Raw genomic sequence first — 20,999 nt, 5'->3', positions numbered from 1 at the left:
ATCTTTTGAGTTTTATGTATTCAAAATGAATAGGCTTGTACAGAAAACTGAAGAAATGCATTATTGTTGACCGGATTCCACATCCCCCATATTCCGATAGGAATTTTGTATCCCTGAATGGTAAAACTTTTTGAGACCATAAGACTGATCTCATTGAATCCTGATTCTTTAGCAAAAAAATTGTTTTTTTCCCCGCTACTGTTTATTGTAAAACCATATCCTACTCTTCCGCGGACTTCAAGGTCATTTTTTTTATATACGGGATATTCCCCAGAAACAAAGGATGAGTATTTATTCTCTGTATTTTCATTATTTCTGTCCCTTCCGAAAACTACTGTATTCCAACTGAGCACTAAGGGAAATGTATCACTTATGGTATAGTATGACCTCAAATCCCAAAAGCGCCCGGTCTGCTTCGCCGAATAATTAAAAAATTCTCTATTATTGTAAGTGGCTCCCGGTGAAAAATTATAGATATCCCATAATTCTAAAGTAAGGTGTTTATTCTTATATCCTATATAGTTATTAAATTCTTTATAAGATCCATCCACATTACCACCGGCCCAGAATCCTGCATAAAAATTTTTGTAGTCCAAATGTAAATCCCCGGTATAAATAAGCCCCGCAGAAACTTCAATTCCCCGCCATAAATGGCTGTTTCGAAGCTGTAAAGCTGAATGCACTTCCTGTGCTTTTAAAAAAGACCCAATAGCAAAGGAAAAAAGTAATAAATAGATTTTTAACATGATTAAGGTGTTTTTTAAGGTTATAATTATCCTGTATCCGATAATTGCATACAGGATAATTCATTGATTGAAAAAAAATATATGATTAGTGAATAAGGTCTTTTTCTCTTATACGCGAACCAAAGAGAGCATAAGTCAACATCAGCAATTCGCAGAGTACTGTGAGCCACCAGGTCCATCTCCATGAGCCTAAAATATCTGCCAGACCTCCCTGAATAAGGGTAAAGACAGCTCCACCAAATACTGCTGAAATAAAAATTCCGGAAGCTTTTGAGGTATATTTATTCAGACCTTTTATGGAAAGTGTATAAATACAGCTCCACATTGATGAATGAAGAAGGCCTATAGCAACTAAAAACCAAAGGTTTTGTGTAATCATGGATACTAAAGCAAGGATAGTGGCAAGGGTTGTGGTGGTAATCAACTGCGTTCTTGCAGAAATTTTACTTAAAAAACTTGATATAGCCCTTCCTACAAGAAAACCACCCCAATATAACGTAGACAATAATGCATGAATTCCCAGATCCATTCCGCCTACAATAATATCTGTTTTCCCGAAAAATGTGATCGGATGACCGGAATCCATTAACTCAAAAGCATATAAATTAATATTAGCGCCTATTGCCACCTCCGTTCCCACATAAAAAAATATGGCCAAAACTCCTAGTATAAAGTGTCTGAATGACCAGATGCTTCTCTCAAGTTTTTCTTCTCCCACAACTCTTGTATGAGCAAGATCGGGAAGATGAAGCCTCTTGGTAATGACCATTACCATTAATATACAGACGATGAGAAGGGTTTACTACAACCTGAATAATGGCTGCTGAGGTTCCCATTAGGTAAGACCCTATTACAAAAATGATAAATCCAAAAGGAATAACAGCATCTTTTATATTGAATTTCGCCTCAGGATACTGATCTCCGAACCATGATGAACATAAATACATGAAAAGTCCGGAAATCATAAATAAAAGCCCTCGTAGAATTGTGTTTTTATATCCAAACCTATTCACCCATTTGCTGCCCAATGTTCCGTTCAGAAGATATCCCAGAAAGAAAAAAAAGGAAATCAAAGTGGTAAATGTATTTTTCAGACTGCCTGCATGGCTTAGAAAAGTAAATTTAAGAGGTGCCTGAAGCTGTTCATTCACTGTGGTCAGAAAACCCACAATAAAATAAATAAATGTAATGATAACAAATGGCAATATAGCATTGTTCACTTTATTATCTGAGGAAGTTATATTTGGATTTATTTGCATGGCTTATTATTTTATAATTGACTGTAATACCGAAGCTGTCCCTGCATCTTTTATTTCCTCTACAAACCGGCTATATAATTTTATAAATTGTTCAGAGTCTTTCAGAAGAACACCTTTAAAAGCAGATAACTCTAAAAATTCCTGTGGTTCTTCACTATTAACGAACTGTTTATCATTTTCCGTGAGCCAAGGCTCTCCTATTTCAAAAACATTACCCTGATCATCCGTCTTATATTTAAGATAATGCCTGTAGGAAGCAATAAGGAAAGCGGGTCTCGTAAGATCTGCTCCAGTCTTTATCATTTTATCAAGATTAGGAATAATATATACCGGAAATTTTGAAACCCCATCAAAGCACAAACGACTTACCTGATCGCTTACACTATGGTTAGCAAATCGTTCGATAAGGGTTTCTTTATATTTCTCCAAGTCAGTATTTTCAGGAGCAGGAACAAAAGGAGTAATATCTTTATCCATAAAATCCCGGATAAACTTCACAAGATCTCTATCTTCCATCGCCTGATCTACTTTGCGGTATCCCATCAGGAATGCAGGATAAGACAATAAGGTATGGGAAGCATTCAACAGACTCAGTTTCATATTTTCAAATGCGGTGACATCATCTGTAAATTCTACTCCCACTCTTTCCCAGGCAGGTCTCCCCGATATAAAATTATCTTCAATAACCCATTGCGCAAAGTCTTCACAGTATACAGGTGCATAATCATTTGTTCCATTCTGTTTATTCAATCGTTCAATATCTTCGGCAGTTGTAGCGGGTGTAATTCGATCTACCATGCTATTGGGGAAAGTAACATGAACTTCCACCCATTCTGCCAGGTCTTTATCCTGAGCTTCTATAAATGCCATAAAAGCTCTTTTTGCAGTATTTCCATTATGTTGAAGATTGTCACATGAAAGTATAGTGACTCCGTCGCCACCTTGCATTTTTCTTTGACGTAAACCTTCTGCAACAAAACCAAAAACAGTCGCAGGAATGGCAGGTTTATTCAAATCATGCTGAATTTTTTCATCATTAAGTATAAATTTTCCGCTTTCTTTATCAAGGTTATATCCGCCTTCTGTGATTGTCAAGGTGATTATTTTGATGGAACTGTCAGCAATTTTTCTCACCACAGCCTCAGGATCTTCAACTCCCCAGATCAGTTCTTTTAATGAACCTATTTTATAGACCTCATCTTCTCCATTTCTTCCGTAGACAGTGAGGGAATAATTCAGATTCTGGGCTCTTAGATTTTTTACTATCTTTTCATCTGAAGGTAATAAACATACTCCGCAAATCCCCCAGTTCTTCTGATCCTCATCATTCAACAGTATATTGGTATAAAATTGTTGATGTGCTCTGTGGAAATTTCCGACTCCGATATGCAATATTCCCGAACGAATTTCAGAAGCATTGTAGTGATAATAAATAATACTCATAATTATAAAATTGTTAACAGATTAATCAATTCGTTAAATCTATATTAACAAATAGTGAACTGAATATTTTTTTTACAAAATTTAAATTGGGAACGTTCCCAAAAATCAGGGAACGTTCCCAATTGCCTATTTTTTTATTATTTTTAGCAAAAAAACACGCCGGATGAGACGTATTACGATTAAAGATCTTTCTAAATTTTTGTCATTATCTACCTCTACCATCTCCAGAGCGCTTCTTAATGATAAAAATGTTAATGAAGAGACAAGAAAAAGAGTTTTGGATGCAGCAGAAAAATTGGGCTACAAACCCAACCTTACTGCTTTAAATTTACAATCCGGACAGTCTAAAACCATAGGATTTGTAGTACCAGAAATGATTACTCCGTTTTCCTCGAAAGTTCTTAAGGGAATTCAAAATATTCTGTATCCTCTTGGGTATAGAATCATCATCACACAGTCTGATGAAGATCCTCTTGTTGAAAGGAAAAATCTCCAGCTTATGGAGGAGTTTAACGTAGATGCCATTATTATCAATCTTTGCCATGAAACCCAAAACAATGATATATATGAGCATATTATGAAGCAAGGAATTCCTATGATATTCTTTGACAGAATTCCTCATAAATCTCTGGATGTTTCAAAAGTAATTATTGATGATTATATTAAATCGTCATTAATGGTTGAATACCTTATTAAAACAGGAAGAAAAAGAATCGTTCATATAATAGGCCCTACAGGGATACAAAATGCGGTGGAAAGGCTGAATGGTTACAAACGTATTCTATTGAAATACAATATTTTTGATGAAAATCTGATTGTACACACAGACGGAATGACTTTTGAGCATGGAAAGAAAGCTATCAAACAACTGTTAAGCAGGAATATACCGTTTGACAGTATTTTTGCATTCAGTGATACACTGGCGATGGGAGCCATGAATTTTCTTCTGGAGCAAAAAGTAAGTATTCCTGATGAGGTTTCTATAGCCAGCTTTTCCGGAACTGAGCTATCATCAATGGTATATCCACAACTTACGAGTGTGCAGCAGCCATTGGAGAAAATGGGTGAAGCTGCCGCAGAACTGGCATTAGAAAAGATCAAAAACAGCACATTCCCAAGCAGAACTATTCTAATGGACGCAGAACTGGTGTACAGAGCTTCAACTTAGAATATCTTTATAAATAACGATAAAACGGATCTCTTCGTTATCATTTTTTACTCCTGGAATTTGGTGTTTTTATAGACTGTCTAAGTAAATAAAAAAAATTCCATGCTTCTAATGTCTTCTATAAAAAAGATCTAATACTCTATAAATCAAACCATAGACTCTATAAACACTCCTGTTCTATCTGGAAAATCCTATTTTCCTATCTTTGCATCCGTAAAATCCGATAACAATATCAATGAGTTTATTATATATCAACTGGGATGTGAATCCTGAAATCGTCAATATTTTAGGGATTTCCCTTAAATACTATGGCCTGTTATTTCTTTCAGGTCTTGTTTTATGCTTTAATATTTTAAAAAGTATTTATAAAAAAGAGAATCTAAGTATACAAGCACATGAAGCCCTATTTTCGTATGCACTTATCGGAATATTAGTGGGTGCCAGATTAGGACACTGTATTTTTTATGATTTTGATTATTATTCCCAACATCCGCTAGAAATCTTTTTACCGATCCAGAAAGGGCCGGATGGTGCCTATCACTTTACCGGTTTTGCAGGACTTGCAAGCCATGGTGGTGGAATTGGACTGATGATTATGCTTCTGATCTATTCCAGAAAGTTTAAGATCCCATTAATGACTGTTTTAGATGCCATTGCTATTGTACTCCCATTGGCCGGAGTATTTATCAGGCTTGCCAATCTTATGAATTCTGAAATCATTGGAACTCCTACGGATGTTCCTTGGGCTTTTATATTCCATCAGGTAGATAATCTTCCGAGGCATCCAGCCCAGCTTTATGAAGCGATTTCCTATTTTATTATTTTCCTTCTTGTATATCTTATTTATAAGAAAGACATCTTTAAAATCGGAAAAGGATTCTATTTCGGGATCAGTATCCTTTTAATCTTTATCATGAGGATTCTGATTGAGTTTATTAAAGTAGACCAGGTAGAATTTGAACATACAATGAGTTTAAACATGGGACAGCTTTTAAGTATTCCTTTTGTTCTTCTGGGACTTTTCTTCATTATTAAAAGTGTATTGGAAAAAAGAAAGATGAAAACAGTATAGTTTCTCTTTAAAAAATAAAAAAACTCACTGAAAGTTATTTTCAGTGAGTTTTTTGTTGAAATGAATCTTTGATTATCTTGTTGTATAACCACCATTCGCAAAGATCGTCTGTCCTGTGATCCACCAACCGTCAGTTACCAGAAACTCTACCAATGGAGCAATATCTTTAATATCAGTAAGTCCTCCCAATGCTGATGCTGATTTATGATACGCTACTGCATCATCTGTTTCCTGACCGTAGAAAAACGGAGTATCCATTGGGCCAGGTGCCACAGCCGTTACAGAAATCCCTCTAGCTCCAAATTCTTTAGAAGCAGCTCTTGTAAAATGCTCTACCGGTGCTTTTGCTCCTGCATATGTAGAATATAATCCTGTATAAGCAGCCAGTAATGAGGTGACAATTGTGCAGATCTTCCCATGGTCATTTATTTTTTTACCAGCTTCCTGTAAAAAGAAATACGCTGATTTAGAATTTACATTGAACATGGTATCATATTCTGCTTCCGTAGTTTCTGAAAATGGCTTTTTCAATACCATTCCTACTGTGTTTATCGCAATATCCACTCCGCCAAAACGGGAAATGGTTTCATCAAAAAGCTTAGCAATATTATCTACTTTAGTAAGATCTCCCTGAAACAGAAATGCTTCAGCGCCTAGTGCTTGAACTTCTGCCAGTGTTTTCTCACTTTCTGCTCTGGAGCTTTCACTATTATAGTGTATAGCCAGTTTAGCTCCTTTTGCTGCGAAACCTTTACTTAGTAATCCACCAAGGTTTTTACCTCCTCCGGCAATTAAAACAACTTTTCCATTTACATTTTGTGTTGACATTTTTTTATTTTTTAATTGTTGATGAAACAAAGATGAACAATAAAAGCTATCTCAACATGGTGAATTTTTCGGGAATTCACCTAAAATTTCAAAAGACTCAATCCTGAGCTGAAAAAATCTTGAAAAATATTTAAAAATTTATACAAACATATTTCTCTCAATATCCTATTATCTACCAGATAGATAGAGTTTGAATTCAGTTTTGAATATTAAACAGATGCTTAACTTTTCCAGCTTAAGTGAATTTTAGGCACAGCATTTGATGCTCTCCCACCCGTATTAACACACACCATTTCATTCTTAATATATTTTTTTTAAATCCTCAGCTTACTGAGGATTTTTTGTAAAAAACATCCATTGCTGCTTTATTCCTCTGTAAATAAGAACATCCGGGTTAATTTTTCACAAAAAGCATTTCTGATAATCAATCATTTAAAAACAGTTTTATTCATTTTATTATTGTATATTTGCATATTATTAACCAAAGTCACTACTTTGTTTTCTGTAACGACTTAGAATATACGTATTCAGTCTTTGCTTTTTGAGCAGCCATATTTTAAACTTTTATTTTTCTACCCAGAACAATACTTGTCGGAATTTTAAAGCTCTGTATGATTAGGAAACCCTATAACAGGAAACATCGACGGACTTTAAGGTCTAAGGCAGACCAGAGTGAACAATACAATTTATAGAAACTAAATACTAAAAATAATTTATGGCAGATTCTTTTTCTAAAAAGGAAAATTTCAAGAAAAAAATTCAAAAGCAAAAAGAAAAGGCGCTAAGACGCGAAGAACGTAAAACGAACAACAACAAAGGTATGGAGGACGTATTCATGTATGTAGATGAATTCGGAAGGTTAACTTCTACTCCACCAGAACAAAGACAGGAAGTAAATCTTGATGATATTCAATTGGGAGCTGCTCCTATTATTGAAGAAGATCCAAGAAAAACAGGAATTGTTACTTTCCTTAGTGAAAAAGGATATGGTTTCATTACTGAAGATAACTCTAAAGAAAATATCTTCTTCCACAATAATAACTGTGTAGAACCGGTGAAAAAAGGAAACAAGGTTTCTTTTGAAAAGGAAAAATCTCCAAAAGGATTTTCTGCAGTTGAGATTCAGATTGTTAAATAAGATAAACACATTCTGCACTATATTGCAGATATGTTTTTAAACGATACAGAAAGAGACCGTCTTAAAGACAGTCTCTTTTTTTATTTAATAGAGTCTCAATGTTGAGACCGGATTTTGCAGAATTAGATTCTAACGCAAACACATGGACAGCCATCTGTAAACTCAGGATCGCAATGTTCAATACTGTAACATCTTAATTGTGTTTTAGGTCCACATTTAGGATAATCCATAATTCCACCACCTTGCACAGCTTTCAATTGCTCTCTTGAGACTTTCTTCAAATTTTTCATAGTTAAATAGTTTTAATTGAATTGTAAATATAAGAATATTCCATTAGCAGGGAGTTATTTAACAAAATTTTATAATTGTCATCAAATCAAAAGAAGCTGCCTCGCACTGAGACAACTTCTTTCTTCATCGTAAAAAATAAAAATGGTCGGTTTACAAAACCGAAAAAGTAATTGGTTATTTCTAATTCAACTTTCCACCTAAAGCTTTAAATAACAGAACATTATTTCTGGTATTCTGATGCTGAAACTGTAACAGATCGAGCTCTGCAGTCAGTTTACTTTTCTGTGAATTAATCAGTTCGAAATAATTCGCATAGCCTGTCAGGTATAGATCATTGGAAACCTCAACTCCACGATCCAGAAAACCTACTTCTTCTGATTTTAATTTTAAAACCCTTTCATAGATTCTTGTCTGCTTCAAAATAGACTGAAGCTCATTGAATGCCGTGGTAATGCTCTTCTGGTAATTTAAAAAAGCAATCTCCTGTTCTTTGCTGGCTACTTTAAACTCATATTTCAGCTGGCCTTTATTAAAAACAGGAACCATTAAGCCACCCAATAACTGCCCCGCCAACGAACTTGGTTTGAAAAGCGTTTCTACAGAAAAAGAATTCATTCCGATTCCTACACCAAGGTCAATTTTAGGGTAAAAAGCGGCTCTTGCAGCCTTCGCATCTGCCTGGGAAGCTTCCAATACATAATAATTGGCTGCCACATCTGGTCTTGAGTGGATAACAGCTTCTACATTAATGGTTTTATTTAAAACATCTATATTGGTAGGCATCAGAATTTTACCGCGTTTCACCTCTCCGCCATAGCTTCCTGTTAAAGTTGTAATGGCCTGTTCAACAGTTACAATCTCTACTTTGATATGTTCTATTTCTGCCAGCCAGTTGTTATTCTGTGCTTTGAACTGCTGTACGGCAAGTTCAGTAGCTTTTCCTACTTCACGCTGAGCCAGAACAATTTCAAAAGCTCTCTGCTGAAGATTGTAATTTTTCTGATAAATCGCCAAACGGTTATCCAAAGCTACCAACTGATAATAGAGGTTAGCAATATCGGTGAAAAGCTCTACCTGAAGTAATCGCAACCCTTCTGTAGAAGCCAGATACTTCTTTTGGGCGGCAATTTTCTTATTTTTCAACTTGCCCCATGCATCAATTTCCCAGCTGCTTCTTGCTCCCAGCCAATAATTGGGAGTAAAATCACGATTAATTTTTTGCTCTTCCGTGATATTAGGGGAAAGATTGGTATCATAATTCCCCACGCCTTCCATGGTATATTTTCCATAGCGGTTTCCGGTAGCTTCTGCTCCTACTTCAAGAGATGGCAAAAGATCCATTTTAGATCTCTGCAGAAAGCTGTTGGCAATCTCCACTCTTTGCTGGGCAATCTGAAAATCAGGATTGGCCTGTACTACTTTATTAAAAAGCTCCAATAAATGAGCATCGGTAAAATAAGCTTTCAGATCAAGTTGCTGAAACTCTTCTGAACTTACAGTTTTAGCCGGTATTTCCGGCAGTGTCTGGGCCTGTTTGATATCTGCAACCTTTGGAACAGCACATGAAACTAAGCTTAAGGCAGCTATTCCATATAATATATGTCTATGATTTAATCTTTTCATCTTTCTTCTTATTTTCAAGTTTCGCAAAGAATATATACAACCCTGGAATGACCACCAATCCGAAGATGGTTCCTATCAACATTCCTCCGGCTGCTGCCGTACCAATGGAACGGTTACCAATTGCTCCGGCTCCAGATGCAATACACAACGGGATAAGCCCTGCCACAAAGGCAAAAGAAGTCATCAGAATAGGTCTCAGACGCTGTCTTGCTCCTTCAATGGCTGCAGGTATAATATCATAGCCCTGTTTATTTCTGGCTACTGCAAATTCTACAATCAGAATAGCATTTTTAGCCAATAGCCCGATCAGCATGACCAGGGCAACCTGTGCGTAAATATTATTATCCAATCCTGCCAGTACCAATGCGATATAAGACCCGAAGATCCCTGTTGGAAGGCTTAATAATACCGGCATCGGAAGAAGGAAACTTTCATATTGAGCCGCTAGTAAAAGATATACGAACAACAGACAGATCAGGAAAATATATACGGTTTGATTTCCTGATAAGATTTCTTCTCTTGTCATTCCTGACCATTCAATATCGAAACCTCTTGGAAGCGTTTCTTTAGCAACACGCTCTACTGCAGCAATGGCATCACCGGAACTGTATCCGTCTGCAGGCTCCCCGTTAATCATAGCTGACATATACATATTGTACCTCGTTAATACTTCAGGTCCATATACTTTTTCAATGGTAATGAATGTTGAAAAAGGAACCATTTCCCCTTTATCATTTTTCAGGTATAAATTCAGAATACTTTCAGGGGTATCTCTGTGTTCCGGACTTGCCTGAACCATTACTTTATACATCTGACTGAAACGGATAAAATTGGTCGCATAATAAGATCCCAACATGGTTTGCAAGGTGGACATCGCATTATCTACTGATATCCCTTTCTTTGCAGCCATATCATAATCCACATTAATCATGTATTGCGGGAAGGTAGCATCAAAGCTGGTAAAGTTATTTTGCAACTCTGGAGATGCATTCAGTTTTTTAACAAAATCCTTGGTGATCTTATCGGTATTTTCGATAGTTCCTCCTGTTCTATCCAGTAAACGTAATTCAAAACCACTCGTATTTCCGAATCCGGGAACGGTTGGTGGAGCAAAGATTTCAATCTGTGCATCAGCTATTCCCTTTGTTTTATCTGAAAGTTCAGCAATCAGATCGTTAACTGAAATGGATCTTTCTTTCCAGTCTTTAAGGTTAATCATGGCCATTCCGTAGGATGAACCTGCAATTTCCGTCACAATGCTGTATCCAGCCAGCGTAGTTACGTTTTCAACTCCATTTATTTTCTTGGCAATAACCGTTACTTCATCCAATACCTTTTCTGTTCTTTCTACCGTTGCTCCCTGTGGAGTGGTTACACTTACATATACCATTCCCTGGTCCTCCATTGGGATAAATCCGGTTGGAAGGAACTTACTGGTTACAAACGTTAGCCCAATGAACAGGAATAACAAACCAAAAGTAACCGTAGTTCTTGTTGCAAATTTTGATAAAATTCCTACATAACCATTCGTTAGTCTTTCAAAACCGGTATTGAAGCTTTGAAAAGCTCTGTCAATGATCGTTTTCTTTTTATTGTGATCGTGTGGCTTTAAAATAATCGCACACAATGCCGGAGTAAGCGTTAATGCATTCACCCCTGAAATAACAATACTAATCGCCAGCGTTAATGAAAACTGACGGTAAAATACACCTACCGGCCCATCCAGAAACGCCACCGGAATAAATACAGCAGACATTACAATGGTAATCGCTATTACTGCTCCTGCAATTTCTTTTGTCGCAGTAATGGTAGCATCCATCGCGTTCATACCTTCTTCCATTTTTACGTGGACGGCTTCAACGACGACAATGGCATTATCCACCACAATTCCAATGGCCAACACCAAAGCAAATAATGTCAACAGGTTTACAGAGAAATCCAGCATATTCATAAAGGCAAAGGTTCCTATCAATGCCACGGGAACAGCCAATACAGGAATCAAAGTAGAACGCCAGTCCTGAAGAAAGATAAATACTACAATCCCTACCAGAATAAAGGCTTCGATAAGCGTTGTTAATACTGCACTGATAGAAGCATCAAGGAATCTGGAAACATCGTAGGCCATATTAAATTCCATTCCTGGTGGAAATGAAGTACCTTTTAATTCTTCCATTTTAGCTTTTACGCTTTCAATTACTTCAGAAGCATTGGAACCGGGACGCTGCTTCATCATAATGGATGCGGAAGGTCTTCCATCTGTTTTGGAAACCATTCCGTAGTTCATTGCTCCGAATTCTACTTTAGCAATATCTTTAAGCTTTAGAATTGTTCCATCTACATCTGATCTGATTGGTACTTCTTCATATTGCTTAGGTTCAAAGAATTTTCCTTTATATTTGATTACATATTGAAGCTGACTGGAAGTTTTTCCGGACGTTTCTCCAACTTTTCCGGGTGCTGCCGAAATATTCTGTTTTTGCAACGAAGTAATGACTTCATCTGCTGAAATATTATAAGCTGCCATCTTCTGCGGATCAAGCCATATCCTCATCGAATATTCTTTCTGACCCATAATTTCTGCTCGTCCTACTCCATCAATACGTTTCAGTTCCTGAAGAACGTTAATATCTGTAAAGTTATAAATGAACTGCTCATCCTGACTGGGATCTGTACTCGTAATGTTAAGGTACATCAGCATACTGTTCACCTCCTTTTCAGTAGTTACTCCGGCACGAATTACTTCTTCCGGAAGTTCATCAAGAATGGTTGTTACCCTGTTCTGAACGTTCACTGCCGCTACATCCGGATCTGTTCCTACTTCAAAGAAAACCTGGATCAGGGTAAGTCCGTCATTGGAAGTTACCGTCGACATATACGTCATTCCAGGAACTCCGTTAATGGCCCGCTCCAGTGGAAGAGCAACTGCATTGGCGGATACCTCAGCATTGGCACCGGTATATTTTGCTGTTACTGTTACTGAAGGCGGTACAATATCTGGAAACTGGGTAATCGGCATCTTTAATAGCGCCATAATTCCCAGCAATACAAACACTATAGAAATAACTAACGAAAGAACCTTTCGTCTTATAAACATCTCTACCATAATAAGTTGATTTAAAGATTATGAAAGGTTAATACTTCTTTTTGATTTTAATAATATCACCATCCTTTAAGGACTGAGTACCTTCATAAATGATTAAATCTCCTTTTTTAAGACCGCTTTCCACCATATAGGAATCCCTCAGAGTGGCTCCGATCTTGATGTTTGTCATTTTCACTTTATTCTGCTTATCCACTACAAAAACATAAGTTTTATCCTGAATGGAGAATGTTGATTTTTGCGGAATAAGAATTGCATTATCCTGATTTTCGGAAATGATAAGTTTACCTGATGTACCGTGCTTAATCAGACGGTCAGGGTTCGGGAAAAGAACTTTATATCGGATAGATCCCGTAGTTCTGTCGATTTCTCCTTCAGCGGTTTTTAAAGCTCCATTAAACTGATAATTCACACCGTTTGGCAGCGTTAATTCAATTTTCTGATGACTTCCTATCTTATCATTGGCTAAAAGTTCAAAATAAAGGTTTTCCGGGATTGAAAAGTAGGCATAAACTTCATTAAGCTGCGATAAAGTTGTTAATAAAGTTCCATTTTCCACCAAACTTCCGTCTTTAAGAGGAATAACGTCTATTACTCCATCAAAAGGGGCTGTAATTTTTGTGAAACTGATCTTTTGAAGCACAGCACTTCTTTCTGCCTCTGCAAAAGCATGTTTTGCCTGGGCGGATGAAAGTTTAGCTTTTACCAACTCCAGTTCATTATTGGCCACAAATTTTTTAGCATGAAGACTTTGAATCTGTTTCAGTTCTACTTCAGCAATACGGACATCAGCCTGGGTTTGCTTCAAAGCAGCATTGGCTTTTAAAAGCTCCATCTGCAATTCAGCATCATTGATTTTAAATAAAGGCTGTCCCTGATGAACAAACTGTCCTTCATTAACATAAATATGCTGAATAATTCCACCAATTCTGGAACGCATCTCAACATTCTTCTTAGCCTGAATATCGGTCACAAACTGATTGCTTACCAAGGTATCTTTTTCCTTGATTTCCAGTATGGGAACTTCTTTTTCTTTTTGATTATCTTTTTTCTTGTCTTTATTACATGACACAGCGAATAATATTGCAAAGCTGCAAATTATTACATTTTTTAAATACATTCCTGAATGTTTAAGTTATAAAATTTTCGTTAAAATAAATTGAAATTCAATACCTTAAACTAGTACAACTGGAGAAGATGGAGAAAGGATTTAACTCCACAAATAATGGAAACTGCAATATCAGGAAGAGTAATTTTCGGAGCAATTTTTAAAGCTGCTGAGAAATCTCCCACTGCAGGGTCGTCTTTACGAACTGAATGTTTTACGACTTTAGAAGCAGCAAACAATGCATGCGTGTTCATATCTGCTTCTTCGTAAACATCCAGCAAATGGATATTGGTTACATGAGGAACATGAGGAATATTCTGTAATGATGTTTCCGCCCAATTCGAATTGAAAAGGGTAAAAACCATTATGATATAGAAATAGAAAAGTGACCTCAGACCTGCCATGTCAATCAGAATACTTGTTTTTAGTAAAAACGATAGTGTTGCAAAAATAGGAATTTTTGCCCGAAAACAGTTTTTTTAACTGTTAAAAAAACTTAAACAATGCTGATAAAATCACGTTTTTTTTAGTTACTGGAATCTTTGGCATTTTATAAGAACAAAAATTTAAAGATTCTTGCGGCATAACAAAGAATGAATATTTGTTTTCATTCTGAATACAGACTGAAGGTCTGCGAACGCAGTTCAGAAGTAGAGTGAAGAATCTATAAAACAAGTAATGAGATTCTTCCTTCGTCAGAATGATAGGGAGTGAACAACAGTCGAGATTATTTTAAAACAACCTGCTCAGCACTCTAAAGCGATAATCAAAGATGTATTCCAGTTTGTTTTTTACGAACAAAGAATGAGCAATTTCGCCTAAAAATCCCATGGGAAGTTCATAATCGATGGTATCTCTCATTAGAACGCCTTCATCATTGGGAATAAACTCGTGGTGGTGATTCCAGAGTTTATAAGGCCCTTTTCTTTGGTAATCGATAAAGCTTTTCTGAAAATCTACATGGGTAATTTCAGTCTGCCATTTCATTTTAATTCCAAATAATGGAGAAATGGAGTAATCAATGAGCATTCCTGCATAAATTTCATCATCTGCCATTTTTGTCAATACGGTAAATCCCATGTCCTTCGGTGTAATTTCCGAAAGATTATTGGCTGAGGAAAAGAATTTCCAGGCAGTTTCAATATCACAGTTTAATTGTTGCTCACGAAAAAGCTTATGTTTCATCTTACTTCTTTTTAATTATACATCCACAGCAAAACAGGCTTTGTTGAATTTTCGTTCTATTGATGATAAAGCAATAGTACAAATAGGTACAACAGATTTATATTTATTTATAATGCTGGAAAATCCCAAAATCTGAGGGAGTCCAAAGAGCAGCTTTTTGCCCTGCAGCTTTCAGTGCATTATTTGACCAGGTATTGCAGGTATACAAGAAACTGTAAGTACCTCTAGCATCATAAAATGCATCATTATCACCATATACAGCATCGGTAGGAATCAGCATGAACTTCCCATTCTGATCTCTATCGAATTTATCTTCTACAAATTTAATTAAACTTTGGTATTGGCTTCTGCTTATCATAATCATTTTACAGTCTTCTCCTTCTTTCATCGCATAATAATAAGTGGTGTGCATGGCTGAATCACTTAACCAAAAAGCGGCCTTCACTGCTGTTGAAAACTTAAGATCTGCCCAGGTAGGCGTATCCAGATAAAAACCTTTATCTCCCCATCCTATCCCAACATATTTATAATCTGTTTTTTTTGATTTTGTGTCTGCAAAAGGAATCATTAAGCTCCAATCCTTCAGATCATTCTTTACAGGCATTACAATATCCGTATGAACACCGTTGGTATAAATATAAATGGCAATATCTTTCTGTTCACCGTCATCTTTGGCAGAAACCGGAATGAAAGGGATCAGTAATCCCAGAAGAACATAAACAATTACAATTCCCAGAATGACTCCCAGAATTTTTAATGCGTAGATTAATATGGTTTTCACAGTCATGTTTTTGAATAAAATTTAATATATAATTTTTCGTAAAAGTATTTGTTTTAATCGGAAAAATGGCTATATTTAATTACGAAATATTCACAAATATGCGTAAAAATACCAAATCACAGAAAAGATTTAAAGTAAGAGTAAAAACTGCTCCAAAAAGAGTACAAAAAAAACGTTGATTTTCGGTGAGACTATAATCTCCTGAAGGTCAATTTTTCTTTTTAGGAAAGGATTTTTAGACAACTTATTCAGTTAAATCAAAACCTCCTTAGTGTTGAAAATCTAAGGAATGGTCGATTATCAGCTTTTGTTTGGAACTTGAAAAACTTCCAAGGTAGGAATCATCACCAAAAAAGTACCCTAAAACGAGTCTGAAGATCGCTCTAAAAATTCAATATTTCTCTTCAAACCTGCAAATTTGGTTCTCTTCACAGGCGATTTTTTGAAGATATCGGAGAAAATTTCCTGGGTAAGCTCTTTCCATTCTCCTTTTTTGAAGTTTTTCAATGCTTCATTGGGTTTGAATCGGCTCTGTTTATTAGGCGCTGAAAATCGGTTCCAGGGACATACATCCTGGCAGATATCGCATCCAAACATCCAGTCTTCCATTTTATTTTTGAAATGATCCGGAATTTCATTTTTCAGTTCTATGGTAGCATAAGAAATACACTTGCTTCCATCAATAATTTTTTCTGATATAATAGCATCTGTGGGACAGGCATCAATACATTTCCTGCAGGTTCCGCAATGATCGGTTGTTTCATGATCGGCTATAAGCTCCAGATCACAGATAATTTCTGCCAGGAAATAAAAAGATCCGTTTTGTTTGGTAATCAGATTAGCATTTTTTCCTACCCAGCCAATTCCTGATTTTCTGGCCCAGCTTCTCTCCATTACCGGTGCCGAATCTACAAAAACCCTAAACCCGAACTCTCCTATTTCCTCTTGCAATTCAGCAACCATTTCACGAAGAATTTCCTTGATGACTTCATGGTAGTCTTCAGCGTAGGCATATTTTGAAATTTTAAAGTTCTCCAGAATAGAGATCTTTTCTTCAGGAAAATAGTTGTAAGAAAGTGAAATTACAGATTTAGAACCTTCTACCAGCAATCTTGGATCGAGCCTTTTATCGAAATGATTTTCCATATATTTCATTTCCCCATTAAAATTGTTTTTCAACCATTTTTCAAGGTGTGCAGCGTCTTCCTCCAAAAAATCTGCTTTAGATATGCCACAACTCTGGAAGCCAAAGCTTTTAGCCTTGGATTTTATCAGTTCGGAATATTTTTCAGCACCAGCGTTCATTAATTTCACACTGCAAAATTAAGATTATTTTATCAATCTTACGATTCGTTAATAGGTTTCCTTTCCAACTTACAAACTGGTTCCTTTCTGAAAAATTTATGTTTTAATTAAGATTTTTTTCAAAAAAAAATTACGTAATTTCGTTTATAATTTAATGTTTAAAACAAACAACTATGTCTTTAATAGAAGTAATACAATCTGGAAACTATGAATTGATTGATGTTCGTGAGCCAATGGAGCTTGAAATGGACGGAAATATAGATGGTGCCAAAAATATTCCACTGGGTGAAGTAGAAGACAGACAGGATGAGATCCTATCCATCGAAAAGCCAGTAATTTTATTCTGCAGAAGTGGAAACAGAAGCGGAAAAGCATTGGAATATCTTACCAGTCAAGGATTAAAGGATGGTCACAACGGCGGAGGCTGGGCTGAGCTAAAGGCTGTTCTTGAAGCAAACAGAGGAACTTTTTAAAAGTTCCTTTTTTTATACCTTTTATCATGAATCTAAGAGATCAATTTGAACAGCTGTGTTTACTTTTCACTAATGATTTAGGTTTAATCGGTTCCCTATGGAAAGAGATTGAAACAAAATATACTGAAAAAGGCAGACACTATCACAATCTTCTTCACCTTGAAAATATGTTCAGGGAATTAGATGCTGTAAAAAGTAACATTTCAGATTTTTCCACGGTTTCTTTTTCTGTTTTCTATCATGATATTATTTATAATGCAAGCTCTAAATCCAATGAGGAAAAAAGTGCTTTGAAAGCTGTGGAAAGACTTTCTGAACTTGGTTTACATCAAGGTGACCTTACCATTATTTCTGACCAGATTCTGGCCACCAAACTTCATCAGAAATCAGAAGATCAAAATACCAATTATCTTTTGGATGCTGATCTTTCTATTCTTGGAAAAGACTTTGAAAGTTATCTGGCATATACCCGAATGATTAGAAAAGAATATTCCATTTATCCTGATCTTCTTTATAAACCAGGCAGAAAAAAAGTACTTAAACATTTTCTGGAACTCAACAGTATTTTTAAGACAGACTATTTTAAAGAGAAGTATGAAGTACAGGCAAAATCAAACATTGCAGCTGAAATTCAGTTATTATAATCTTTAAAAATAAAAAGAGATGCAAAATTGCATCTCTTCACACATTCATCTCAAACAACATTTAATGATTTACATCATTAGTTTTCGTACCAACTAAAAACCTTATTTTCAAAAGTACAATATATTATATCCCAACATAGAGATGTTCATTGCGTTTTTATTGTAATTTTAGGCTCAGATAGACACTATGACTGCATATTAATGTCATTCACTTTTTTATAAAATCAATTATATTCTATCTTTCTCAATTTTATAAATTAAGAAAATAATTGAGCTCCTCTCATTTTCATATTAATATATTTTTTATGCATTCTGATTCCTGTTTAAGTACATATTGTACAAATTCACAGTATATGTACAAATAGGTAATGAGCATAAGTGAATTCTCAGAATACAGTAAGTTTTATTATGTATAAAAAGCTATCTCAAAGTGAGATAGCTTTCTATTTTATTTCGTGAAGTTTATTAAGTATTAAGAGTTATTTCTGATAAATTCTACTGCTTTTTTCAAAACCAAGTCCGGAACTTCTTTGTGTGGTGTATGCCCGACTTCTGGAATAATATATTTTTCAGCTTTCCCAGTAATCTGAGTAACTGTTTTCTCTACCTGATTCAAGGTACCATATTCATCGGCTTCGCCCTGAATAAACAGAAGCGGACAGGTAATATCCTTTAAAAGATATTCTATATTCCATGTTCTGTAATCATCACGGGTCCAGGTCTCAGTCCATGCTCTGAATAATATTTCGACTTTGTCACCATGGTATTTCTGCAAACGTTCCGGCAAATTGGTGGTTTTATAAGCTTCCCAGGCATCATATACACCCTTTAAAGTCACTTCTTCCACAAAGATATGTCCAGCTTCACAAATAACAGCATCTACCCTTTCCGGATATTTTGCGGCAGTAATTAAAGCGATTGTTCCTCCATCACTGTGTCCAAACAAAATAGCATTGTTAATATTGAGCTCAGCCAAGAGTTCATTCAGCAAATCTGCTTCCAATTCCATGTAATTCACCGGTCTTATGTAAGTAGGCATTGGATAAGATTTTCCATATCCTAATCGGTCATAAACAAGGACATTGCATTCTGTAGATTGTAATAATTTAGCAGGAAAGTCTCTCCAAAGTTGCACAGATCCAAGAGAATCGTGTAGAAAAACAATGGTTGGCTTACCTTCAAATGAATTATAATACTCTGTGTATAGTTTTTTCCCCCTTACATCAATTATTCTTTCCTCCATCAATTCAAATTATAATAGTATATCTCTCGCAATTTTTTAAAAAGAAGACATTTTTGTTTCTTCAAATTCTTTTAATAATTGACTGAAAACAGCTTCTACCGGAAGAATATCATTAATCAGAGCAGATACCTGTCCTATTTCAAGTTCCCCGTCTTCCATATCTCCTTCAAACATTCCGCGTTTTGCTCTGGCTCTTCCTAAGGATGCAATAAGGGCATCTTTGTTTCTTCCAGCCTGGTAGATATCTTCCAGTTCAGTGAAGAATTTATTTTTAACCATTCTTACAGGAGCTAATTCTTTTAGCGTAAGATGAGTATCACCTTCCTGAAGTTCTGTGATTTTCTTTTTCCAATTTTCATGAGCACTTGCTTCTGTTGTCGCTGCAAAGCGAGATCCTATTTGCACTCCGTCTGCACCAAGGATCATTGCTGCTTTCATCTGAGAACCTAAAGCAATTCCTCCGGCTGCAATTAACGGCTTAGAAATATGTTTTTTTACATTTGGAATAAGGCAGAATGTAGTTGTTTCATCTCTTCCGTTGTGACCGCCGGCTTCAAATCCTTCAGCAACCACTGCATCTACTCCTGCTTCTTCACACTTTACTGCAAATTTGGTAGAGGAAACTACGTGAGCTACTTTTAATCCTTCTTTTTGTAGGGTTTCTGTATATGTTTTTGGATTTCCGGCTGAAGTAAATACAATTTTAACGCCTTCTTCCAGAATAATTTGAATAATTTCTTCAATATTGGGATACAGCATAGGAACGTTCACCCCAAAAGGCTTATCGGTAGCCTGTTTGCACTTCTGAATGTTCTCTCTAAGGATATCAGGATACATACTTCCTGCTCCTATTAATCCTAATCCGCCACAATTGGAAACTGCTGATGCCAGCTTCCATCCGGAATGCCAGATCATCCCTGCCTGAATAATCGGATATTTGATATTAAAAAGTTCTGAAATTCTATTCTGACTGGCCTGCATATCATGTAATTTTTTTGCTGCGTTGAAATCTATAAAATTGCTCATGCGTAAAAATACTAAAAACAAACATTATCAGGCGCTTCTATGAAATAAAAAATAGCTAGAATTACGGTTTCTCATACTTTTCCAAAACCTTATCTATGATGGAGCTTATCTTCACAAATTTTTGGGCCAATAGAGATACATCTTTCCGGATGGTATCATTTTTCAGCTCTATCCATCCCTCCATTAAAGTAAGTGGTCCAAAGTTGATATTTACATTAGGCCAGTCTTCCTGATATCTTGAAAATTCTGTTCTGAAATTCTGTGCAAAATCTTTACTGGTTATTTTATAGTTTTTCAGCTCACGAAGTTTTAAAGCATGAATGTTATAATATAGCCTTCCCTCTTTTATGGTCTTTTCATTTATCCAGACTGAAAAGAAAATCCTTCCTGATGGTTCTTCTGATAATTTAGAATCTCCATACCATTGGGGTTTATAAATTTTGAGGGCTGCAGATTCAAGAACAGTAGTGACGGATATTTTTAAATACTCCTTATCAAGATTTTCTTGAGGAATCTCTGCGGCAGCCAAACGAAATTCATTAAGATAAAAAGCAAAATCCATTTTC

General features: G+C 35.8%; 21 protein-coding genes. 5 read left to right on the top strand and 16 right to left on the bottom strand.

The genetic code is table 11. The annotated features are described in order from the left end of the window. Window positions 1-20: 20 nt before the first annotated feature. The 4 genes from BLS98_RS00815 to BLS98_RS00805 all read right to left on the bottom strand — a co-directional run bounded on the left by BLS98_RS00815 (window position 21) and on the right by BLS98_RS00805 (window position 3,448). Window positions 21-746 carry a hypothetical protein gene (locus tag BLS98_RS00815; RefSeq protein ID WP_089732646.1) on the bottom strand — a complete coding sequence of 242 codons (726 nt, stop codon included), beginning with the start codon at window positions 744-746 and terminating at the stop codon, window positions 21-23. An 85-nt stretch (window positions 747-831) separates the two neighbouring features. After that, window positions 832-1,515, bottom strand: coding sequence for an MFS transporter (locus tag BLS98_RS23515; RefSeq protein WP_228425418.1), 684 nt, complete (start codon window positions 1,513-1,515; stop codon window positions 832-834). After that, complete coding sequence (locus BLS98_RS23510; protein WP_228425416.1) at window positions 1,445-2,005, bottom strand: MFS transporter; 561 nt, start codon at window positions 2,003-2,005, stop codon at window positions 1,445-1,447. Before BLS98_RS23510 ends, BLS98_RS23515 begins: the two co-directional genes overlap by 71 nt. A gap of 6 nt (window positions 2,006-2,011) precedes the next feature. Then, the gene (locus BLS98_RS00805) at window positions 2,012-3,448 is read right to left on the bottom strand and encodes a mannitol dehydrogenase family protein (protein WP_089732644.1); all 1,437 of its coding nucleotides are present in this window, start codon (window positions 3,446-3,448) and stop codon (window positions 2,012-2,014) included. A gap of 163 nt (window positions 3,449-3,611) precedes the next feature. Between BLS98_RS00805 and BLS98_RS00800 the strand changes: the two genes are divergently transcribed. Together BLS98_RS00800 and lgt are read left to right on the top strand one after the other, a co-directional pair. Continuing rightward, entirely contained in the window at window positions 3,612-4,616 is a 1,005-nt protein-coding gene (locus BLS98_RS00800; RefSeq protein ID WP_089732642.1) for a LacI family DNA-binding transcriptional regulator, read from the top strand. A gap of 235 nt (window positions 4,617-4,851) precedes the next feature. Further along, window positions 4,852-5,688, top strand: a complete 837-nt coding sequence (gene lgt / locus BLS98_RS00795) for a prolipoprotein diacylglyceryl transferase (RefSeq protein ID WP_089732640.1) — start codon at window positions 4,852-4,854, stop codon at window positions 5,686-5,688. Window positions 5,689-5,760: 72 nt separating this feature from the next. Here the strand turns inward: lgt and BLS98_RS00790 are convergent, their stop codons facing one another. Beyond that, complete coding sequence (locus tag BLS98_RS00790) at window positions 5,761-6,516, bottom strand: SDR family oxidoreductase (protein ID WP_089732638.1); 756 nt, start codon at window positions 6,514-6,516, stop codon at window positions 5,761-5,763. Window positions 6,517-7,231: 715 nt separating this feature from the next. On the opposite strand from BLS98_RS00790, the gene BLS98_RS00785 reads away from it, so the two are divergent. After that, window positions 7,232-7,654 carry a cold shock domain-containing protein gene (locus BLS98_RS00785; RefSeq protein ID WP_089732636.1) on the top strand — a complete coding sequence of 141 codons (423 nt, stop codon included), beginning with the start codon at window positions 7,232-7,234 and terminating at the stop codon, window positions 7,652-7,654. A gap of 122 nt (window positions 7,655-7,776) precedes the next feature. Here the strand turns inward: BLS98_RS00785 and BLS98_RS23770 are convergent, their stop codons facing one another. The 8 genes from BLS98_RS23770 to queG form a co-directional block, all read right to left on the bottom strand. Next, the gene (locus BLS98_RS23770; RefSeq protein WP_181575122.1) at window positions 7,777-7,944 is read right to left on the bottom strand and encodes a bacteriocin-like protein; all 168 of its coding nucleotides are present in this window, start codon (window positions 7,942-7,944) and stop codon (window positions 7,777-7,779) included. Between the two features lie 181 nt (window positions 7,945-8,125). Beyond that, the gene (locus BLS98_RS00780; RefSeq protein WP_089732634.1) at window positions 8,126-9,568 is read right to left on the bottom strand and encodes an efflux transporter outer membrane subunit; all 1,443 of its coding nucleotides are present in this window, start codon (window positions 9,566-9,568) and stop codon (window positions 8,126-8,128) included. After that, on the bottom strand, window positions 9,549-12,671 hold the full coding sequence (locus BLS98_RS00775; protein WP_089732632.1) for an efflux RND transporter permease subunit: 3,123 nt from the start codon (window positions 12,669-12,671) through the stop codon (window positions 9,549-9,551). Before BLS98_RS00775 ends, BLS98_RS00780 begins: the two co-directional genes overlap by 20 nt. 28 nt (window positions 12,672-12,699) lie before the next feature. Beyond that, window positions 12,700-13,788: an efflux RND transporter periplasmic adaptor subunit gene (locus tag BLS98_RS00770; RefSeq protein ID WP_089732630.1), complete on the bottom strand. Its 1,089-nt coding sequence runs from the start codon at window positions 13,786-13,788 to the stop codon at window positions 12,700-12,702. 59 nt (window positions 13,789-13,847) lie between these two features. Further along, window positions 13,848-14,180 (bottom strand): hypothetical protein, encoded by a 333-nt coding sequence (locus tag BLS98_RS00765; RefSeq protein ID WP_111994855.1) that lies wholly within the window; start codon window positions 14,178-14,180, stop codon window positions 13,848-13,850. 328 nt (window positions 14,181-14,508) lie between these two features. Beyond that, window positions 14,509-14,961, bottom strand: coding sequence for an SRPBCC family protein (locus tag BLS98_RS00760; protein WP_089732626.1), 453 nt, complete (start codon window positions 14,959-14,961; stop codon window positions 14,509-14,511). Window positions 14,962-15,064: 103 nt separating this feature from the next. Further along, on the bottom strand, window positions 15,065-15,748 hold the full coding sequence (locus BLS98_RS00755; RefSeq protein WP_089732624.1) for a TIGR02117 family protein: 684 nt from the start codon (window positions 15,746-15,748) through the stop codon (window positions 15,065-15,067). Between the two features lie 354 nt (window positions 15,749-16,102). Continuing rightward, window positions 16,103-17,047 (bottom strand): tRNA epoxyqueuosine(34) reductase QueG, encoded by a 945-nt coding sequence (gene queG / locus BLS98_RS00750; protein ID WP_089732622.1) that lies wholly within the window; start codon window positions 17,045-17,047, stop codon window positions 16,103-16,105. A 173-nt stretch (window positions 17,048-17,220) separates the two neighbouring features. On the opposite strand from queG, the gene BLS98_RS00745 reads away from it, so the two are divergent. After that, window positions 17,221-17,520, top strand: a complete 300-nt coding sequence (locus BLS98_RS00745) for a rhodanese-like domain-containing protein (protein WP_089732620.1) — start codon at window positions 17,221-17,223, stop codon at window positions 17,518-17,520. Between the two features lie 26 nt (window positions 17,521-17,546). Beyond that, window positions 17,547-18,164, top strand: coding sequence for an HD domain-containing protein (locus BLS98_RS00740; RefSeq protein WP_089732618.1), 618 nt, complete (start codon window positions 17,547-17,549; stop codon window positions 18,162-18,164). A gap of 472 nt (window positions 18,165-18,636) precedes the next feature. Here BLS98_RS00740 and BLS98_RS00735 read toward each other — a convergent pair whose 3' ends face one another. From BLS98_RS00735 to BLS98_RS00725, 3 genes are all read right to left on the bottom strand, one after another. Beyond that, entirely contained in the window at window positions 18,637-19,407 is a 771-nt protein-coding gene (locus BLS98_RS00735; protein ID WP_089732616.1) for an alpha/beta fold hydrolase, read from the bottom strand. A gap of 36 nt (window positions 19,408-19,443) precedes the next feature. Then, window positions 19,444-20,433 (bottom strand): NAD(P)H-dependent flavin oxidoreductase, encoded by a 990-nt coding sequence (locus tag BLS98_RS00730; RefSeq protein WP_228425414.1) that lies wholly within the window; start codon window positions 20,431-20,433, stop codon window positions 19,444-19,446. A 61-nt stretch (window positions 20,434-20,494) separates the two neighbouring features. Further along, entirely contained in the window at window positions 20,495-20,995 is a 501-nt protein-coding gene (locus BLS98_RS00725; protein WP_089732614.1) for a hypothetical protein, read from the bottom strand. Window positions 20,996-20,999: the final 4 nt, after the last annotated feature.

It is taken from the genome of Chryseobacterium jejuense (assembly GCF_900100075.1).
GTDB lineage: Bacteria > Bacteroidota > Bacteroidia > Flavobacteriales > Weeksellaceae > Chryseobacterium > Chryseobacterium jejuense.
Note: the sequence above shows the minus strand (reverse complement) of the source record. Positions and strands in the feature narration are given on the sequence as shown.